At 60.3% G+C, this 16,096-nt stretch carries 14 protein-coding genes; 9 read left to right on the forward strand and 5 right to left on the reverse strand.

What is annotated here, in order from left to right; genetic code table 11:
* Window positions 1–208 precede the first annotated feature (208 nt).
* Complete coding sequence (locus AQ621_RS13950) at window positions 209–484, forward strand: DUF2061 domain-containing protein (protein ID WP_022988407.1); 276 nt, start codon at window positions 209–211, stop codon at window positions 482–484.
* Window positions 485–520: 36 nt separating this feature from the next.
* Here the strand turns inward: AQ621_RS13950 and AQ621_RS13955 are convergent, their stop codons facing one another.
* Window positions 521–1,960 carry a dihydrolipoyl dehydrogenase gene (locus AQ621_RS13955; RefSeq protein WP_058341924.1) on the reverse strand — a complete coding sequence of 480 codons (1,440 nt, stop codon included), beginning with the start codon at window positions 1,958–1,960 and terminating at the stop codon, window positions 521–523.
* Window positions 1,961–2,142: 182 nt separating this feature from the next.
* Here AQ621_RS13955 and AQ621_RS13960 point away from each other — a divergent pair, with 182 nt between their 5' ends.
* Window positions 2,143–2,814, forward strand: coding sequence for a LysE family translocator (locus AQ621_RS13960; protein WP_058341925.1), 672 nt, complete (start codon window positions 2,143–2,145; stop codon window positions 2,812–2,814).
* Here the strand turns inward: AQ621_RS13960 and AQ621_RS13965 are convergent.
* Complete coding sequence (locus AQ621_RS13965; RefSeq protein ID WP_058341926.1) at window positions 2,759–3,811, reverse strand: 3-deoxy-7-phosphoheptulonate synthase; 1,053 nt, start codon at window positions 3,809–3,811, stop codon at window positions 2,759–2,761. The genes AQ621_RS13960 and AQ621_RS13965 overlap by 56 nt on opposite strands.
* Window positions 3,812–4,177: 366 nt before the next feature.
* On the opposite strand from AQ621_RS13965, the gene AQ621_RS13970 reads away from it, so the two are divergent.
* The gene (locus AQ621_RS13970) at window positions 4,178–4,972 is read left to right on the forward strand and encodes a secretin N-terminal domain-containing protein (RefSeq protein ID WP_058342441.1); all 795 of its coding nucleotides are present in this window, start codon (window positions 4,178–4,180) and stop codon (window positions 4,970–4,972) included.
* Here AQ621_RS13970 and AQ621_RS13975 read toward each other — a convergent pair whose 3' ends face one another.
* The gene (locus tag AQ621_RS13975; RefSeq protein WP_058341927.1) at window positions 4,973–5,476 is read right to left on the reverse strand and encodes a DnaJ domain-containing protein; all 504 of its coding nucleotides are present in this window, start codon (window positions 5,474–5,476) and stop codon (window positions 4,973–4,975) included.
* Between the two features lie 292 nt (window positions 5,477–5,768).
* Here AQ621_RS13975 and AQ621_RS13980 point away from each other — a divergent pair, with 292 nt between their 5' ends.
* On the forward strand, window positions 5,769–6,866 hold the full coding sequence (locus AQ621_RS13980; protein WP_058341928.1) for an efflux RND transporter periplasmic adaptor subunit: 1,098 nt from the start codon (window positions 5,769–5,771) through the stop codon (window positions 6,864–6,866).
* The gene (locus AQ621_RS13985; RefSeq protein WP_058341929.1) at window positions 6,866–9,946 is read left to right on the forward strand and encodes an efflux RND transporter permease subunit; all 3,081 of its coding nucleotides are present in this window, start codon (window positions 6,866–6,868) and stop codon (window positions 9,944–9,946) included. The genes AQ621_RS13980 and AQ621_RS13985 overlap by 1 nt, the downstream gene beginning before the upstream one ends.
* Here AQ621_RS13985 and AQ621_RS13990 read toward each other — a convergent pair.
* Window positions 9,916–10,872: an AraC family transcriptional regulator gene (locus AQ621_RS13990; protein ID WP_058341930.1), complete on the reverse strand. Its 957-nt coding sequence runs from the start codon at window positions 10,870–10,872 to the stop codon at window positions 9,916–9,918. The two genes, AQ621_RS13985 and AQ621_RS13990, sit on opposite strands and share 31 nt — an antisense overlap.
* 155 nt (window positions 10,873–11,027) lie before the next feature.
* Between AQ621_RS13990 and AQ621_RS13995 the strand changes: the two genes are divergently transcribed.
* The 4 genes from AQ621_RS13995 to AQ621_RS14010 all read left to right on the forward strand — a co-directional run bounded on the left by AQ621_RS13995 (window position 11,028) and on the right by AQ621_RS14010 (window position 15,008).
* Complete coding sequence (locus AQ621_RS13995) at window positions 11,028–11,339, forward strand: DUF3301 domain-containing protein (protein ID WP_058341931.1); 312 nt, start codon at window positions 11,028–11,030, stop codon at window positions 11,337–11,339.
* Window positions 11,340–11,474: 135 nt separating this feature from the next.
* On the forward strand, window positions 11,475–12,794 hold the full coding sequence (locus tag AQ621_RS14000) for a substrate-binding domain-containing protein (protein ID WP_082641102.1): 1,320 nt from the start codon (window positions 11,475–11,477) through the stop codon (window positions 12,792–12,794).
* Window positions 12,795–12,839: 45 nt separating this feature from the next.
* Window positions 12,840–14,135: a pyridoxal phosphate-dependent aminotransferase gene (locus tag AQ621_RS14005; RefSeq protein ID WP_058341932.1), complete on the forward strand. Its 1,296-nt coding sequence runs from the start codon at window positions 12,840–12,842 to the stop codon at window positions 14,133–14,135.
* A gap of 48 nt (window positions 14,136–14,183) precedes the next feature.
* Window positions 14,184–15,008: an inositol monophosphatase family protein gene (locus AQ621_RS14010; RefSeq protein WP_058341933.1), complete on the forward strand. Its 825-nt coding sequence runs from the start codon at window positions 14,184–14,186 to the stop codon at window positions 15,006–15,008.
* Between the two features lie 485 nt (window positions 15,009–15,493).
* Here AQ621_RS14010 and slmA read toward each other — a convergent pair whose 3' ends face one another.
* Window positions 15,494–16,081 (reverse strand): nucleoid occlusion factor SlmA, encoded by a 588-nt coding sequence (gene slmA / locus AQ621_RS14015; protein ID WP_058341934.1) that lies wholly within the window; start codon window positions 16,079–16,081, stop codon window positions 15,494–15,496.
* Window positions 16,082–16,096 lie beyond the last annotated feature (15 nt).

Consider the following 16,096-nt stretch of genomic DNA (forward strand, 5'->3'; position numbering starts at 1 on the left):
GTCGTCGGGTTGTCTCTGGTTACTACTCTAAGTCAGTTCCGGGCCCTGAGCCCAGTTCCATTACTTAATGTCATTAATAGTAAAAGCTTATTCGATAGCCTGAAACCTTATAGCTCGAACCTATCGCAGGATATCGCATGATCTATTTGAAAATAATTCTCGTTTGTCCTTAAATTGAATCATAGACCTGATAAACGCGGAGTTGATCATGAGCACACTGAAACTGTTTGTCCACGAGCACAGCACGAAAGGTGATCAGTCGGTTTTGAAAACGATTACCTTCGCCATCACCCACTTTACCGTGGCCTTCACAGTGGCCTATCTGCTGACCGGTGACATCCTGATCGGCAGCCTGATTGCCATGGTGGAACCGGCCATCAACACCGTGGCCTACTTCTTCCATGAGAAGATATGGGCACGGCACCAGCAAAATGCAAGGGACGCTGCCGCCGCACCGGTAAGCTTGCAACATCACACGTCATAGTGAACTGACACAGGTCAGCTCCGCCAGCGGCCCGTGTTAAACGCCCGGACCGCAGTCCATGCAGCCTTCCGCGGGCTCCGGGCCCAGCTTCAGGTTTCTGTTCAGGTCTTTCAGGGCTGATCGCAAGCCCTCCTCAATCACCGGATGGTAAAACGGCATTTCCAGCATCTCGCTCACGGTCATCCGCTTCTGGGCGCACCAGGCCAGCAGGTGGGCAATATGCTCGGCCGCAGGGCCGAACATTTCCGCGCCCATAAACAATCCGCTGCCATGCTCGCCATACACCCGCAGCAAGCCCCGGTTCTTGCCGATTACCTTGCTGCGGCCCTGGTTCTCGAAACTCACTTCACCGACGGCAAAGCAGCCCCGGCACTTTTCATCCACCTGGTGAATGGTCAGGCCCACCGAGGCAATCTGCGGATCGCTGAACACAACCGCCAGCGGGGTTTTGCGCAATCCGGTCTGTACCTCCGGATATGCCGCCGCGTTGTCTCCGGCGATGCGGCCTTCATCTGCGGCCTCATGCAGCAACGGCCGGTGGTTATTCACATCCCCGACGATAAAAATATGGCTGTCGCCACAGCGCAGGGTGTAAGGGTCAAACTCCGGCATGCCCTGGTCGTCCAGCTCGATGCCGGCGTTCTGGATGTCCAGGTTATCGATATTCGGCCGGCGCCCGGTGGCCGCCAGAAGATAGTCGAAGGTTTCCTGGTGCTCTTTGCCGTCTTCCAGCCAGGTAATCTGCACACCACCGTCTGTACGCTCTACCCGGCGGGTTTCGGTTTTCGGGTTTAAAGCGAACTCTTCGCTGAAGGTTTTCAGGGCATAATCACGGACTTTCTCATCCCGCAGGCCGCCGATGCCGCCGCTGACGCCGAACAGGTGCACCTTAACCCCCAGCCGGCTTAATGCCTGCCCCAGCTCCAGGCCGATGACCCCGGGGCCGAAGACCGCGACAGAGTCTGGAAGGTCCTGCCAGTCGAAGATGTCGTCATTCACAACCAGCCGGTCCCGGGCTTCCTTGAAGATACCCGGTATGTTGGGGCGGGAGCCGGTGGCGATGATGATGCGATCGGCACGGACTTCGGTATGGTCGCCGACTTCCAGCCGGTGGGCATCCAGAAAGCGGGCATGGCCCATCAGGCGATGTTCTTCCGGCAGTTTCTCCATGGAGCGGACCACTGGCGCCACAAACTTGTCCCGCTCGGCACGTACCCGCTGCATTACCAGCCGGCCATCAATGCGGACATCGCCAGCCAGCACACCGAAGTCACCGGCGGATTTCAGGTCGTGGGCCCGCTCGGCGGCGGCAATCAGCAATTTGCTGGGCATGCAGCCCACCCGGGCACAGGTTGTGCCGTACTGCTCACCCTCAATCAGCACCACACGGTCGGTTTTCTTTGCCACCCGCTGGTAAGCCACCATGCCGGCAGTGCCGGCGCCGATGATCGCTACATCCACGTCACGCTTGTTCATCTGGCCTCCTCTGAAAACCGGAAATTCCCGTCTTTTCTGCAGGTTAAGTTATAAGTATAGAAAGCTTACGGAATCCTGACAGGTGAAACCGGAAAAAAATCCTTCTATGCTTGCCGGCCATCACCTTCATCGGTTTACAACCATAAAGCTCAACAGGTCACTACGTTAACAGGAGCAAACAGGTGCAGAATTACTGGCTGGAATTTCTTACGGTGGCCCTGGTGCACCTGTTGGCGGTAGCGAGCCCCGGGCCGGACTTTGCGGTGATGCTGCGCCAGGCCCTGACCCAGAACCGGCGCAACGCGTTGCTGTCGGCTGCGGGTATCGGGCTGGGTATTCTGCTGCACGTGGGCTATTCGCTGCTAGGTATCGGACTGATCATCCAGCAATCGGTGATGCTGTTCACCGTGTTGAAAGTGGTTGGCGCGGTTTATCTGCTGTACATCGCCTGGCACTGTCTGCGGGCCAGGCCGGGCGGAGTGCATGTGGATGCGGCTGAAAAGACCCAACAGACAGGAATGGCAGCCTTCCGGCTCGGGTTTCTGACCAACGCCCTGAACCCCAAGGCAACGCTGTTCTTTGTGTCCCTGTTCTCGGTGGTGATCAACCCGGGCACACCCATTCTGCTGCAGGCAGGCTATGGCCTGTACATGGCACTGGCCACGGGCCTGTGGTTTGCCATGGTGGCGGTGTTCTTTACCCACCCCCGTGTCCGCCGGGGTTTCAACCGGTTCGGACACTGGCTTGATCGGGCCATGGGGGGCATCCTGGTGCTGCTGGCCGGGCAGCTGTTGTTGTCTACAGTGAGCGGATCAGAGCCTCCGTCTGTTCCCAGCCCAGGCACGGATCGGTAATCGAGCAGCCGTAGACCAGCTCTTTACCATCATCCTGGCGACCGAATTCCAGGAAGCTTTCCAGCATCAGGCCCTTGATGTGCCGGTTGCCATTGCGCTTCTGGGCCATCACATCCCGGGCAATGTCCACTTGCCGCTCGGCCTGTTTGCAGGCGTTGTCGTGGCTGCAGTCCACCATCACGGCCGTTGATACGCCGGCTTTTTCCAGCTCTGCCACTGCCTTGGCGATGCTCAGCTCATCGTAGTTGGTCACGCCCCGGCCGCCGCGCAGCACCAGGTGGGTGTCCGGATTGCCAGCGGTGGAAATCATCACCGGTGAGCCACTGTGGGAAATGCCCATGTGGTGGTGAGGGTACGAGGCAGACTTCATGGCATGGCTGGCCACGGTAATACCGCCGTCGGTGCCATTTTTGAACCCGGTGGGCATGGGCAGGCCGCTGACCATTTCCCGGTGGATCTGGGATTCGGTGGTGCGGGCGCCAATGGCGGTCCAGCTCACCAGGTCCCCCAGGTAATCCATCATGAACGGGCTCAGGGCTTCGGTGGCCAGCGGCAGGCCAAGTTCGGATAACGCCAGCAACAACTTGCGGGAACGCTCCAGGCCCTGCTTCAGGTCGCCCTGGCCGGTGCGTTCCGGATCGTACAGCAGACCTTTCCAGCCCACGGTGGTGCGGGGCTTTTCCAGGTAGGCGCGCATCACAATCAGGAACCGGTCACTGACGTCGTCTGACAGTGCTTTCAGGCGGGTGGCGTAGTCCAGGGCAGCCTGTTCGTCGTGAATGGAGCAGGGCCCCATAACAATCAGGGTGCGGTCGTCCTGACCGAGCAGTACAGCGCGGATCTGTTCACGGTAACCGGCAATGGCCCGAACCAGTTGCTCATCGGCAGGAAACTGCTGGCGCAACTCGGCGGCGGTAGGCAACCTGGCTTCCTGGCGGTGCTGGCAGGCGCTTGAGGATTGCGCGTCCAGTGTTTCAGATTTCAGCGGCATGTTCATGTCTGTGTTCCCGTTTCCCTGTGTCAGAATCAAAAAAGCCCCGGCTGGGCTACCAGTCGGGGCTTTTCGGAGTCCGGTGGCAGCCTGGGTTGCTTGCCGGGCTGCCTTCCTCGTTGTGTTCGGTCGATGAAGATCTTACGGGCGGCCCGGGCTCTGGCTAAAATAAAAGCCATAACCAAACCACCAAAAATACACAGCAGAACCTGCGGCCTTCTGTTTTTCACCGAAAGCTTTCAGAACGTTCAATTGACAGGCTGCGTGTAGAGTCTTCATGCTTTTCACTATATACCCGCGGTTTTCAGATTGGCAACCCGCAATCCGGATTATTTTCCGGTGGGTGTCGTTAACGTGGCTTCGGAGGCCCAGATGCACAATCCTTTCGCCCGGTTTTCCACTCTGGCCCTGCTGGCCGTTCTGATACTTGGCCTGGCGGCTCCGGCGGCGGCCCGGGCAGAACAGGAAACCCGCATTTACCAGCTGCAGAACCGCACCGCCGAAGACCTGGCGCAGCAGGTACGCACCCTGTACCAGCAAGCTCCGGTGTCAGTAACGGCCCGTGGAACACAACTGGTTGTAAGGGGAGAGCCTGTGTTGCTGGATGAAATCGGCACCCTGGTCGGCTCGCTGGATGTACCTCCGGTACAGATGCGCATTACCGTGCGCTACCAGCAGAGTTCAGACAGCTCGGGTTCCGGTGCTGGTGTCAGCGTAAACCGCAACCGGGTATCCGCCGGAGTCGAGCAAAGCAGCCGTTCCAGCAACTCAAGCTCCCAGCGCCACCTGGTGGTTCAGGACGGGCAATCTGCCCACATTACCTCCGGCAGCGTGCGCACCCTGCCCTTCGCCGTTCAGGGTGGCCGCAACCCGGCGGTGATCCTGGAACAGGTGGAAACCCGCAGCGGGTTTGTGGTCAGCCCCCAGTCGATTTCCGACCAGGCAGTGGAGCTGAATATTGTATCGTTCGAGGAAGACCCGGCAGCACTGCCCGGTTATGAAACCGAGGCGCTGGTGACCATCCGCCGTGTGGAACCCGGGCAATGGGTGTCTCTGGGCGGGGTCAGCACATCGGAAAGCCGCCAGCAGGGCGGCCTGGTCTATCAGCGCAACAGCAGCCTGGCGGAACAGCTGGCCATCGATGTGAAAGTGGATATCCTGCCCTGATCAGGCGCCGCGTTTGCCGATCAGCAGGTCCCGGGCTTCGTTGAGCTTGGCGGCCAGGTAATCGTTACCACCGCGATCCGGATGCACCTTCTGCATCAGCTTGCGGTGGGCAGCCACCACCTCTTCACGGGTGCAACCCGGCGTCACCCCCAGAATATCGCAGGCTTCCCGCTCGGTCATGGCGCCGGCAACCGGTGCCCGCTGGCCACCCGTACCGGCCTGTCCGGCCGATTCCGGCCCGGATGAATCCCCCATGGCCTTACGGAACATCGGCGCGTAACGCATCAGCGCCGGCAGTTTTCTCAGCAGCGGAATCAGGGCCGCAATGCCGGCAGTGATCACGTGCACCCGGCCGGTCAGCACCATAAACAGCAACAGGGCACCGCCAGCCACCAGCACCACTTTCCAGATGGCCGCTTTCTGGCCTTCCGGCGACAGCGCACCCCATTTTTTCAGGATGACAAACACGGCGGCCGCCAGGGCCAGGCCGAGAATCAACTGCATTCCAAATCCTCACCCGCTTGTATCGTCACCGGAGCATAACAGATTACCGCGGAGAGCAGATCCACCCCCGTCATTCACACGTAAAACGTAGCAGTATATATACTGCGTTTTTTCTGCAAACGGATGACAAACTCAAGTGCTTTTTGTAGCATCCTATTGGTTAACGCTGAGCTGACGCCCGAGTGAGCAGCAAGCGTCTGGTCGCTGTCATCTGATGCGCAAGGAAAGCTGTCAGCCTTCCCGTCCCGGCGACATAATCAGTCTCAAGAACTTTTTTCCCAGGAACAAATCTATGCGCACCGCATCCCGTTTTGTCATCGTCATCATTTTCCTTGGTATCGTCCTTGGCGGCATCTTCGGCTACAAATTCATGCAGTTTGGCCAGATGAAGGAAATGCTGTCACAGCCACAGCCGCCGGCGATCATTTCCGTGACCGAGGCAACCACCGAAAACTGGCAACCGGCCATCAAGGCCGTGGGCAGCGTAGAAGCCATTAACGGTATTGAGGTGGCCAACGAGGTGCCGGGAGTGATTCAAAGCATCAGCTTTGAATCCGGCGACACCGTTAAACAGGGAGACGTCCTGGTTCGCCTGGATGCCGCTATCGACGAAGCCGCCCTGCGCACCCGTCGGGCCGAGGCTCAACTGGCGCAGCAGGAGTTCAAGCGGATTTCCGACCTGCTGCCGCGGCGCGCCGTGTCCCAGTCCCAGTACGACGAAGCCAAGGCCAACTACGATGCCGCCCGAGCGCGGGTGAACGAGGCCGAGGCCCAGCTGAACAAGAAGGTGATCAAGGCCCCGTTTGACGGCAAGCTGGGTATCCGGATGGTGGACCAGGGCCAGTACATTGGCACCGGCACCCCGATCGTCGAGATCAACATGCTGCACCCGATCTACGTGGACTACACCCTGTCCGAGAAATACCTGCCGGATGTCGATCAGGGCTATCCGGTGTCTGTCACTGTAGCCGCAGTGCCTGACCGCACCTTTGAGGGTGACGTCAGCGCCATTAACACCTCGGTGAACCCGGAAACCCGCACCGTGCGCATGCGCGCCATCCTGAACAACGAAGACAACCTTCTGCGCCCGGGTATGTTTGCCACTGTCCAGACCGGCCAGCCCCGGGATAACGAAGTGGTCACCCTGCCCCGCGAGGCTATTTCCTATAACACTTACGGCAACTTCGTGTTCGTAGTGGAAGAAAACGATGAAGGCCAGCTGGTGGTCAGCCGCCGCAGCGTCACCACCGGCGAAGTCCGTGAGGGCAGGGCCTCCGTAACGTCCGGCCTCGAATCCGGTGAAACCGTGGTTGCCAAGGGCCTGCTCAGGCTGCGGGCGGGCCAGCGGGTTGAGATTCAGGACGAATCCGGCCAGGAGGCGTCTGAGTAATGAAATTCACCGATATATTTGTCCACCGGCCAGTCCTGGCCACGGTGGTCAGCCTGCTGATCCTGCTGCTCGGTGCCCGGGCCGCCATGGAAATGGAAATCCGCCAGTACCCGAAGCTGGAAAGCACCACGGTGACGGTAACCACCGCCTACCCCGGTGCCAGTTCGGACCTGATCAAGGGCTTTATCACCACGCCGCTGCAACAGGCCATTGCCGAAGCCAGCGGCATTGATTACCTGACCTCCACCAGCTCCCAGAGTGTGTCCACCATTCAGGCCAAGATGGTGCTGAACTACGACGCCAACGATGCCCTGGCGGAAATCCAGGCCAAGGTGGCCAGCCAGCGCAACGTGCTGCCGGCAGAAGCCGAAGACCCGGTGATCACCTCCACCACCGGTGACGACACCGCATTGATGTACATCGCCTTCTACAGCACCGAGCTGGATGTACCCCAGATTACCGATTACCTGACCCGTGTTGTTCAGCCGAAGCTGCAGGCACTGTCTGGCGTGGGTAAGGCCCAGCTGCTGGGCCGTACCTTCGCCTTGCGGGTATGGCTGGACCCTGAGCGACTGGCTGCAGTCGATATGACGCCGGTAGAAGTAGCCTCCAGGCTGCGCGCCAACAACTACCAGGCCGCTGTGGGCAAGACCCGTGGCAAGTACACCGAAGTGAGCCTGACCAGTGATACCGACATCGCAGACCCGGAAGCCTTCCGCAACCTGGTGGTAAAACAGTCCGGCGGCACCCTGATTCGCCTGCAGGACATCGCCCGGGTTGAGCTGGGCTCCCAGAACTACGACCAGCTCGCCCTCTACAAAGGCCAGCCGGCCACCTATGTGGCGATCGAAATGGCACCGGGCGCCAACCCGCTGACCGTAGCCGGCCTGGTGAAAGACGAATTGCCCGACATCGAAAGCCAGCTGCCCAGCGGCCTGAATGTGCGCCTGGCCTACGATGCCTCGGACTTTATCGAAGACTCCATCAACGAGGTTATCCGTACCCTGATCGAAGCCATGCTCATCGTACTGGTGGTGGTGTTCCTGTGCCTGGGTTCGGTAAGAGCCTCTGTGGTGCCCTCTGTTGCTGTACCGCTGTCGCTGATCGGCGGTGCCTTTGTCATGCTGATGTTCGGCTTCTCCCTGAACCTGCTGACCCTGTTATCCATGGTGCTGGCCATCGGCCTGGTGGTGGATGATGCCATCATCATGGTGGAGAACGTGCACCGGCATATCGAGCAGGGCGAATCCCGGTTCGAGGCCGCCATTAACGGCGCCCGGGAAATGGCCACCCCTATCATCGCCATGACCACCACCCTGGTGGCGGTGTACGCCCCCATCGGCTTTATGGGTGGCCTGGTGGGCTCGCTGTTTACCGAGTTTGCCTTCACCCTGGCCGGCACCGTGGTCATCTCCGGCATCGTGGCCTTGACCCTTTCACCCATGCTGTCCGGCAAGGTACTCAAGCCCCACGGCAACCCGGGCAAGTTCGAGCAACTGGTGGAGAAAACCTTCAACGGCCTGGCCAACCTGTACAAAGCAGCACTGACCTCGCTGATGCAAACCAAGTCTGTGGTGGTGTTCTTCGCCGTGGTGGTGCTGGGCTCGATTTACTTCATGGTGATGATGAGCCAGAACGAGCTGGCCCCCACCGAAGACCAGGGCATCCTGTTCTATCAGGGCCTGGGGCCGGAAACGTCCACACTGGACTACCTCTATGAGCACGGCCAGGAAGTGCAGGACCGCATGGCCACCGTGCCCGGCTACAACGAAGACTTCATGATCCTGGGTGTCACCAGCCCGAACGCCGTGTTTGGCGGCTTCAAGATGTCGCCCTGGAGCGAGCGGGAAATCAGCCAGTTCGAGGCCCAGCCGCTGCTGGATGCCGAGCTGAAGAATGTCACCGGCCTGCAAACCGCGGTGTTCCCGCTGCCGGCCCTGCCGGGTTCCGGCGGTGGCCTGCCGTTCCAGTTCGTGATCACCACCGGCGGCAGCTACGAGCAGCTGGACCAGGTGGCCGATGAACTGCTGGGCAAGGCCATGCAGAGCGGCAACTTCATGTTCCTGAAGAAATCCATCAACTTCGACAAACCGAGCACCCGCATTAATGTGGACCGTGACCGGGTGGCAGACCTGGGCCTGTCGATGCAGGATGTCGGCCAGTCGCTGGCCAGCATGCTCAGTGGTGGTTATATCAACCGCTTCAACATGGAAGGCCGCTCCTACCAGGTGATTCCGCAGGTGGACGACCAGTTCCGCGCCAGCCGTGAAGCACTGGATGACTACTACATCCGCGCCGGCAACGGCGAGCTGGTGCCGCTGTCCAGTGTGGTCAGCTTTACCGAGGAAGTGGAACCATCCAACCGCACCCAGTTCAACCAGCTGAACTCGCTCACGCTCGAAGGGGTAGTCATGCCCGGCGTGGCCGCCGGTACCGCCATGGAATTCATGGAGCAGACCGCAGGCGAAATGTTCCCGCAGGGCTTCAGCTTCGACTACACCGGCGAATCACGGCAGCTGGCGACCCAGGGCAGCGCCCTGGTGGTGACCTTCTTCCTGTCCTTGCTGGTGATTTACCTGGTACTGGCGGCGCAGTTCGAAAGCTGGCGCGATCCGATCATCATCCTGGTTTCGGTGCCCATGTCCGTTGCCGGCGCCATGGCGTTCATCGTGCTGGGCTTCGCCAGCATGAACATCTACACCCAGGTGGGCCTGATCACCCTGATTGGTGTGGTGTCGAAGAACGGCATCTTGATTGTGGAGTTCGCCAACCAGCTGCAGAAAGAGCAAGGCCTGAACAAAGTAGAAGCGGTGATTGAGGCAGCAGCTATTCGCCTGCGGCCGATCATCATGACCTCACTGGCACTGATCTTCGCCATGGTGCCGCTGCTGATCGCGGTGGGCCCCGGCGCCGAAAGCCGGTTTGCCATCGGCCTGACCATCAGTGCCGGCCTGGGCATTGGCACCCTGTTCACCGTATTCGTGCTGCCGGCGTTCTACATCCTGCTGGCCCGTGACCATCACGGCTCCGCTGCTGATGAGTACGAAGATCAGGAAAGTGCCGGCGCCAGCAGCTCCTGAGCCTGCAAACGCCGGCGCCACTGAACCGTTTCGCTGGGCAGCTCTCCGAAGTGTTCCCGGTAGAGCGCCGCGAAACGGCCAAAGTGGCTGAAACCTTCATCACCTGCGTAGCGGGAGATATGGGGCACTGCGCACTGGCAATCCACCAGCCGCCGGCGCACGCGAATCAGCCGGCAGCGCTGATAATAGCGGTAGGGTGTCATGCCGGTCTGCCGTTTCATCAGGTAGTAGAGATTACGCTCGCTCACTCCGGCGTGGCTGGATAACTCCTGCAGGTCAAAGGGCCAGTCCGGCTCTGTCCGTATCTTGCTGATGGCCTTGAGTAACCGGCGGTCGGGCTCCGGAATGGCTGTCGTTGCCGAGGCAGCAGCGGTGTTTCCGCAAAGTATCCCGTTGATCTCCTGCAACAGGGTTTCCGCCGCCCGGCATCCGTGATCGTGGTCTTGCAGAAATCCGACCTGGAACAGGAACCCGTGGATACAACGGGTGATCGCATCACCAATGGCCGGGCCTGTATGCGGCGCATCGGGCTGGTCTGCCAGCCGGAGCAGGAGCACACGGCTGTCTGCCGCCACCCTCAGGCTGAAGGTTTGAGCAGGCGGAATTACCTGAAACGGAAAGACCGTGGTCGCTGCCTTACCGGCAGACACAACCTCACACCGCCCCTGAACCCGGAACACCAGCAAGGGCGAATCCAGGCAACAGTGTTTCAGGGTGAGGTTCTGGCTGACCGACAAAGCGGCAACCATGCCCGCTCCGACTTCCAGCGCCGACAACGAGCCGGCTTCGGCTTTCGGCCGGGACAAATCACAAACCAGCCCGGTGCAGCCCAGCAAATCCTGCAGGGCCAGCGTCCACTCCCCGCAGGCGGCGCGGTTCAGGCGAAGGTAAGATTCCAGCTCGGAATTGACGATAAAGTTCTGCATACTACTCAGACAGGTAAAAGGTGAGACTGCTGTTGTAAGCAACATTCCCACAAATCCCTAGCCAGATCTTGCAAAACCCCTGCATTCTTTGTGGTTAATAGGGATTTATTGATGCTTATCAAACTCTCACACAGGCAACATAACAGGACACACCCTTGACCCTCGGAACCCTTTTCTGGCTTTTCGTTGCCGGCTTTCTGGTCTGGTACTGGTGGCAGGCCAAGGCCATCAAAGACTCGGTACTGCAAGCCGCTCACCGTTATTGCAAAAGCATGGACGTGCTTCTGCTCGACGATGCCGTGTACCTGCGGGGCCTGTGGTTCAAGCGGGACCCGCAAGGCAGCCTGAGGGTGTGGCGCCGGTTCCTGTTCGACTTCGCCACCACCGGCGAGGAACGCTATACCGGCCGGGTGATCATGCTCGGCCGCAAAATCGTACACATGGAGCTGGACCCACACCGGTTCTGACCGAAGACTGCTTACAATTCGCTACCTGAAAATTCCGAATCCAGGCCTTGCCCGGCCGACCTGAAACATAACTGTCATATTTATGTAGCATCCTTGCGCCAGCACAACTTCTTGTCCTGAATAGGTTTTCTGGCGATGTCTTATTCCGTTTCTGCAGCTTTCAAAGCCGGCGCACTGGCGCTGTTGACTGCCCTTCCCCTGTCTTCCACCCTGGCCCATAACCTGGAAATTCACGGCTCCAACACCGTAGGTGCCACCCTGGCCCCCATGCTGGTGACCGGCCACCTGGAACAAATCGGTAGCGGCGCGGTTAAGGCCGACTCCACCGGCGTGGAAAACGAAAAGATTCTGAGCATTGCCAGCGAAGGCGGCACCGTGAGCGTGCTGGTAGCTGCCCACGGTTCCAGCACCGGTTTTCGCACCCTGGCCAGCGGCCAGGCCGGCATCTGGGCGTCCTCGCGGCCGGTGAAACCGGAGGAAGCGCAGCAGGTCAGTGCACAGGCCGACCTGACCGCACTGGAAAGCGAGCACGTAATTGCCATCGATGGCCTGGCCATCCTCGTGCACCCGTCCAACCCCGTCAGCAAGATGAGCATACAAACGCTGGGGCAGATCTTTGCCGGCGAAATCCGCAACTGGTCAGAACTTGGCGGCCCGGACCGCGCCATCAGCCTGTACGCCCGGGACGACCGTTCCGGCACCTGGGATACCTTTAAATCCCTGGTCCTCGGCAAAACCTACACGCTGGACAGCAGCGCCCTGCGCTATGAATCCAACGACCAGCTTTCCGACGATGTGTCCCGGGACCCGGGCGGCATCGGCTTCTCGGGCCTGGCCTCGGTGCGCAACAGCAAGCTGCTGGCCATTTCCGACGGCAATGCCCCGGCCCTGAAACCGAACCAGCTCACCGTGGCCAGCGAAGACTACCCGCTGTCACGCCGGCTGTTCATGTACACCATGGGCAACCAGACCCCGGAATTCGCCCGCGGACTGATTGAATTCGCCCTCGGCAATGAAGGGCAGGCGCTGGTGGCCGAATCCGGCTTTATTTCCCAGAACCCGATTGCGGTAAAGCCGGAGCTTGATAGCTCGGTGCCGGACACCTTCAAACGCCTGACCGCCGAGTATCAGCGCCTGACGGTGAATTTCCGGTTCTCGGAAGGCCGCACCAAGCTGGATAACAAAGCCCAGCGTGACCTGCTGCGGGTGATCGATTACCTGGAACAGCACGGCCGCTCCGCGGACGACCTGTTGCTGATCGGCTTTGCCGACGCCCAGAGCCACGAACTGCGGGCCCAGATGATTTCCGAACTGCGCGCGCTGTCCGTTCGCAAGGCCCTGCACCAGACAGGACTGCCCCGGGTGGCCTACACTGGTTACGGACAATACATGCCTGTCGGTGGCAGCGGTAACCAGAGAAACGGCCGGGTGGAAGTGTGGATCAGGGCGCGATAATTTTCCTATACTGCCATTGTCACCACCAACCAACAGACCGGGACAATGGACATCAAAAACGACCACCGCTTCGCCATCAACCTGAACGTTCGGGGCATCCAGCCCTCCTCTACCCTGCGTATCAACGAACTCAGCAACCAGCTGCGATCGGAAGGTAAGGACATTATCAAGCTGGGACTGGGCCAGTCTCCGTTCCCGGTACCGGAACGTGTGGTTAATGCCCTCAAAGAACACGCCCACGAGAAAGACTACCTGCCAGTGAAGGGGCTGAAAGGCCTGCGCCAGGCCATTGCCGGCTACATCAACCGGGCCGAGCGTATGCGCTGCACCTGGGAAGACGTACTGATCGGCCCGGGCTCCAAGGAACTGCTGTTCATCCTGCAGCTGGCCTACTACGGCGACCTGCTGATTCCGCGCCCGAGCTGGGTGTCCTACGCCCCCCAGGCCCGCATCATTGGCCGTTCGGTGCACTGGCTGCCCACCCACGCAGAAAACAACTGGCAGCTGACGGCGGAAGAACTGGACATCATCTGCCGGGACGATCCATCTCGCCCGCGCATCCTGATCCTGAACTACCCGTCCAATCCCACCGGCTGCACCTACACCGATGACCAGTTGCTGGCCATCGCCAACGTGGCCCGCAAGTACAACCTGATCCTGTTGTCGGATGAAATCTACGGTGAAGTGCACTTCGAGGGCCGGCACAAGTCCATTGCGCGCTACTACCCGGAAGGCACCATCATTAGCACCGGCATGAGCAAGTGGCTGGGCGCCGGTGGCTGGCGTCTGGGCACCTTCATCTTCCCGCCGGAACTGCGCCCGTTGCAGGACGCCATGGCGATCATTGCCAGCGAGACCTTCACCTCCACCAGTGCGCCCATCCAGCATGCGGCAATCACGGCATTCGAAGGCGGTGAAGACATCGACGAGTACCTGAAACAGTCCCGCCGGGTGCTGAAAGTGGTGGGCGAGTACATGTACTCCCGCCTGAGCGCCATGGGCGCCGTGGTTCGTAAGCCCGAGGGAGCTTTCTACCTGTTCCCGGACTTCTCCGCCTTCAGTGAAAAGCTGGCCCGCAAGGACATCAAAACCTCCCAGGCCTTCTGCACCGCCCTGCTGGAAGACACCGGCGTGGCCATCCTGCCCTCCAGTGATTTCGGCTTTGTGCCCGACCACATGGGCGCACGCCTGGCGTTCGTGGATTTCGACGGCACCCAGGCACTGGAACTGGCCGGCGGAAGCTATGCAGACCAGGAGCTGGGGGAGGACTTCGTCCAGGAAGCCGGCCCGCGCCTGGTACTGGCCATGGACAAGATGGAGAAGTGGCTGAACAGCCTCTGATTCTGTCGTGCTAGACTGGCACCCTCATGTTTTCTGACCGGGGGTGCCATGTCTGACTCTGTTTCTCTGCGCGAAATCACCGATTTTGCCGAAGCCCTGGCTGTTGAAGCCGGCGAACTGATCCGCCACGAGCGCGACCAGAACACCCTTCGCACCGACTACAAACACCAGACCGAACTGGTCACCCATGCCGATGTGATGGCCGATGAGTTCATCACCAACGCCATCCGCGAGCGCTTCCCGGATCATCGTATCCTGTCTGAAGAAACCATGCCGGACCTGTCGCAGGCCGAGTCCCTGGACACCCCGCTTTGGGTCATCGATCCCATCGACGGCACGGTAAACTACGCTTACGGCCACCCCCAGGTAGCGGTCTCCATTGCCTATGCGGAGCGCGGGCAGGTGCAGGTGGGTGTGGTACACGCGCCTTTCCCCGGCGAAACCTTCCGGGCCACCAAGGGCGAAGGCGCCACCCTGAACGGCCAGCCGATCCGCTACAGCGGCGCCACGGAACCGCGGCAATCCCTGTTCGCCACCGGTTTCCCCTACACCAAGGACAACCTGGAACCGCTGGTACGCCGGCTGGATGCGATGATCCACCAATGCCGCGACCTGCGCCGCATCGGTTCGGCGGCACTGGATATCTGCTGGGTGGCCTGTGGCCGCCTGGACATTTACTACGAAAACGTCAGCCCCTGGGACTTCGCCGCCGCCCGCCTGATCGCCTGGGAAGCCGGCGCCACGGTGGGCCACTTCGGCGATGTACCCGATGACTACCCGGCCGACCTCTGGGGGCGCGACATCCTCATCTCCGCCCCGGCAATATGGGAGCCGGTTCGCGCCATACTCCGTTCGGCGTCTGGTTACGACTGAGCTTCGGGGCTTGGGAGTTGGGGGCGCCTAGCCTTCGAGTTTGGGGGCATAGTCTTGGTAGCCTTCAGGTTGGGCGGTAGGGCGCTGGCTGGATACCCTTTCCCGAAACCGCTACAAGCACATCCATGTGCGCTTCTCTCCGGCCATCCATGGCCTCCGAAATTTCGGGAAAGGGTATCCAGCCAGCGCCTTTCTGACTTCACAGGAATCGCGCCGGAAACACCATCTTCGCTTTATGAGAACGCAAACTTCTGACGTAGCGCAGACTTCGCGCAGTTGGGATCGGCCTCCTGCCGGAGTTAGACCGTTGTGGGTGGGGGTTGCCCTTCGCAGAATTTCGTAGGCCATGGATGGCCGAAGACAAGCGCCACATGGATGTGCCGAAGGAGCGCTTCTGCGAAGGGCAACCCCCACCCACAACACCCCCGACCTCGCAGGCTACCAAGACTATGCCCCCGAAACCTGCAGGCTAGGCGTACCAGAACTCAGCCCCAGACGGCCTCGGCAACCAGGCCCCACGCCTCGTCGAAGTCGGTGGAGGGCAAGCGGGAGAATGAGGAGCGTACGAAGCGCTGGATGCGGCCTTCGAGGAACACCATTACGAAATCGGCACCCCGGGCTGCGCTGGTGCGGGGCCGCAGGCCCTGGCGGATTTCGCCTTCTTTCAGGGCCTGGCGGAACTGGGTTTCCAGGCGCTCGAAAAACTGGGACGCGCGCTTGCGCAGCGACTCGTCTTCGCCCATCAGGGCATCGCCGGTCAGCACGCAACACAGGCCCGGGTTGCGCTCGGCGAACACCAGTACCAGGTGCACCAGCTGCTGCAAACGCACACGAACGTCTTCCTGCTCCTGCAACACCACCTGGCAACGGGAGAAAACTGCTTCCTCGGCAAACTCGATCAGGGCTTCGAACATTTTGCGTTTGCTGGGGAAGTGCCGATACAGGGCGGCTTCGGTTACACCCACGGTTTTGGCCAGGCCAGCGGTGGTGATCCGGGCCCCGGGGTCTTTTTGCAGCAATTCAACAAGGGCCTGCAGGATGGTGTCCCGCCGGCTGGGTTTTTGAGTGGTCATATCAGGACTACAGCG

It is taken from the genome of Marinobacter sp. P4B1 (genome assembly GCF_001447135.1).
Taxonomy (GTDB): Bacteria; Pseudomonadota; Gammaproteobacteria; order Pseudomonadales; family Oleiphilaceae; genus Marinobacter; species Marinobacter vinifirmus.

Coding starts and splice junctions, on each gene's coding strand:
- AQ621_RS13950 (WP_022988407.1), top strand. CDS start 209: ATGAGCACACTGAAACTGTTTGTCCACGAGCACAGCACGAAAGGTGAT.
- AQ621_RS13955 (WP_058341924.1), bottom strand. CDS start 1,960: ATGAACAAGCGTGACGTGGATGTAGCGATCATCGGCGCCGGCACTGCC.
- AQ621_RS13965 (WP_058341926.1), bottom strand. CDS start 3,811: ATGAACATGCCGCTGAAATCTGAAACACTGGACGCGCAATCCTCAAGC.
- AQ621_RS13970 (WP_058342441.1), top strand. CDS start 4,178: ATGCACAATCCTTTCGCCCGGTTTTCCACTCTGGCCCTGCTGGCCGTT.
- AQ621_RS13975 (WP_058341927.1), bottom strand. CDS start 5,476: ATGCAGTTGATTCTCGGCCTGGCCCTGGCGGCCGCCGTGTTTGTCATC.
- AQ621_RS13980 (WP_058341928.1), top strand. CDS start 5,769: ATGCGCACCGCATCCCGTTTTGTCATCGTCATCATTTTCCTTGGTATC.
- AQ621_RS13985 (WP_058341929.1), top strand. CDS start 6,866: ATGAAATTCACCGATATATTTGTCCACCGGCCAGTCCTGGCCACGGTG.
- AQ621_RS13990 (WP_058341930.1), bottom strand. CDS start 10,872: ATGCAGAACTTTATCGTCAATTCCGAGCTGGAATCTTACCTTCGCCTG.
- AQ621_RS14000 (WP_082641102.1), top strand. CDS start 11,475: ATGTCTTATTCCGTTTCTGCAGCTTTCAAAGCCGGCGCACTGGCGCTG.
- AQ621_RS14005 (WP_058341932.1), top strand. CDS start 12,840: ATGGACATCAAAAACGACCACCGCTTCGCCATCAACCTGAACGTTCGG.
- AQ621_RS14010 (WP_058341933.1), top strand. CDS start 14,184: ATGTCTGACTCTGTTTCTCTGCGCGAAATCACCGATTTTGCCGAAGCC.
- slmA (WP_058341934.1), bottom strand. CDS start 16,081: ATGACCACTCAAAAACCCAGCCGGCGGGACACCATCCTGCAGGCCCTT.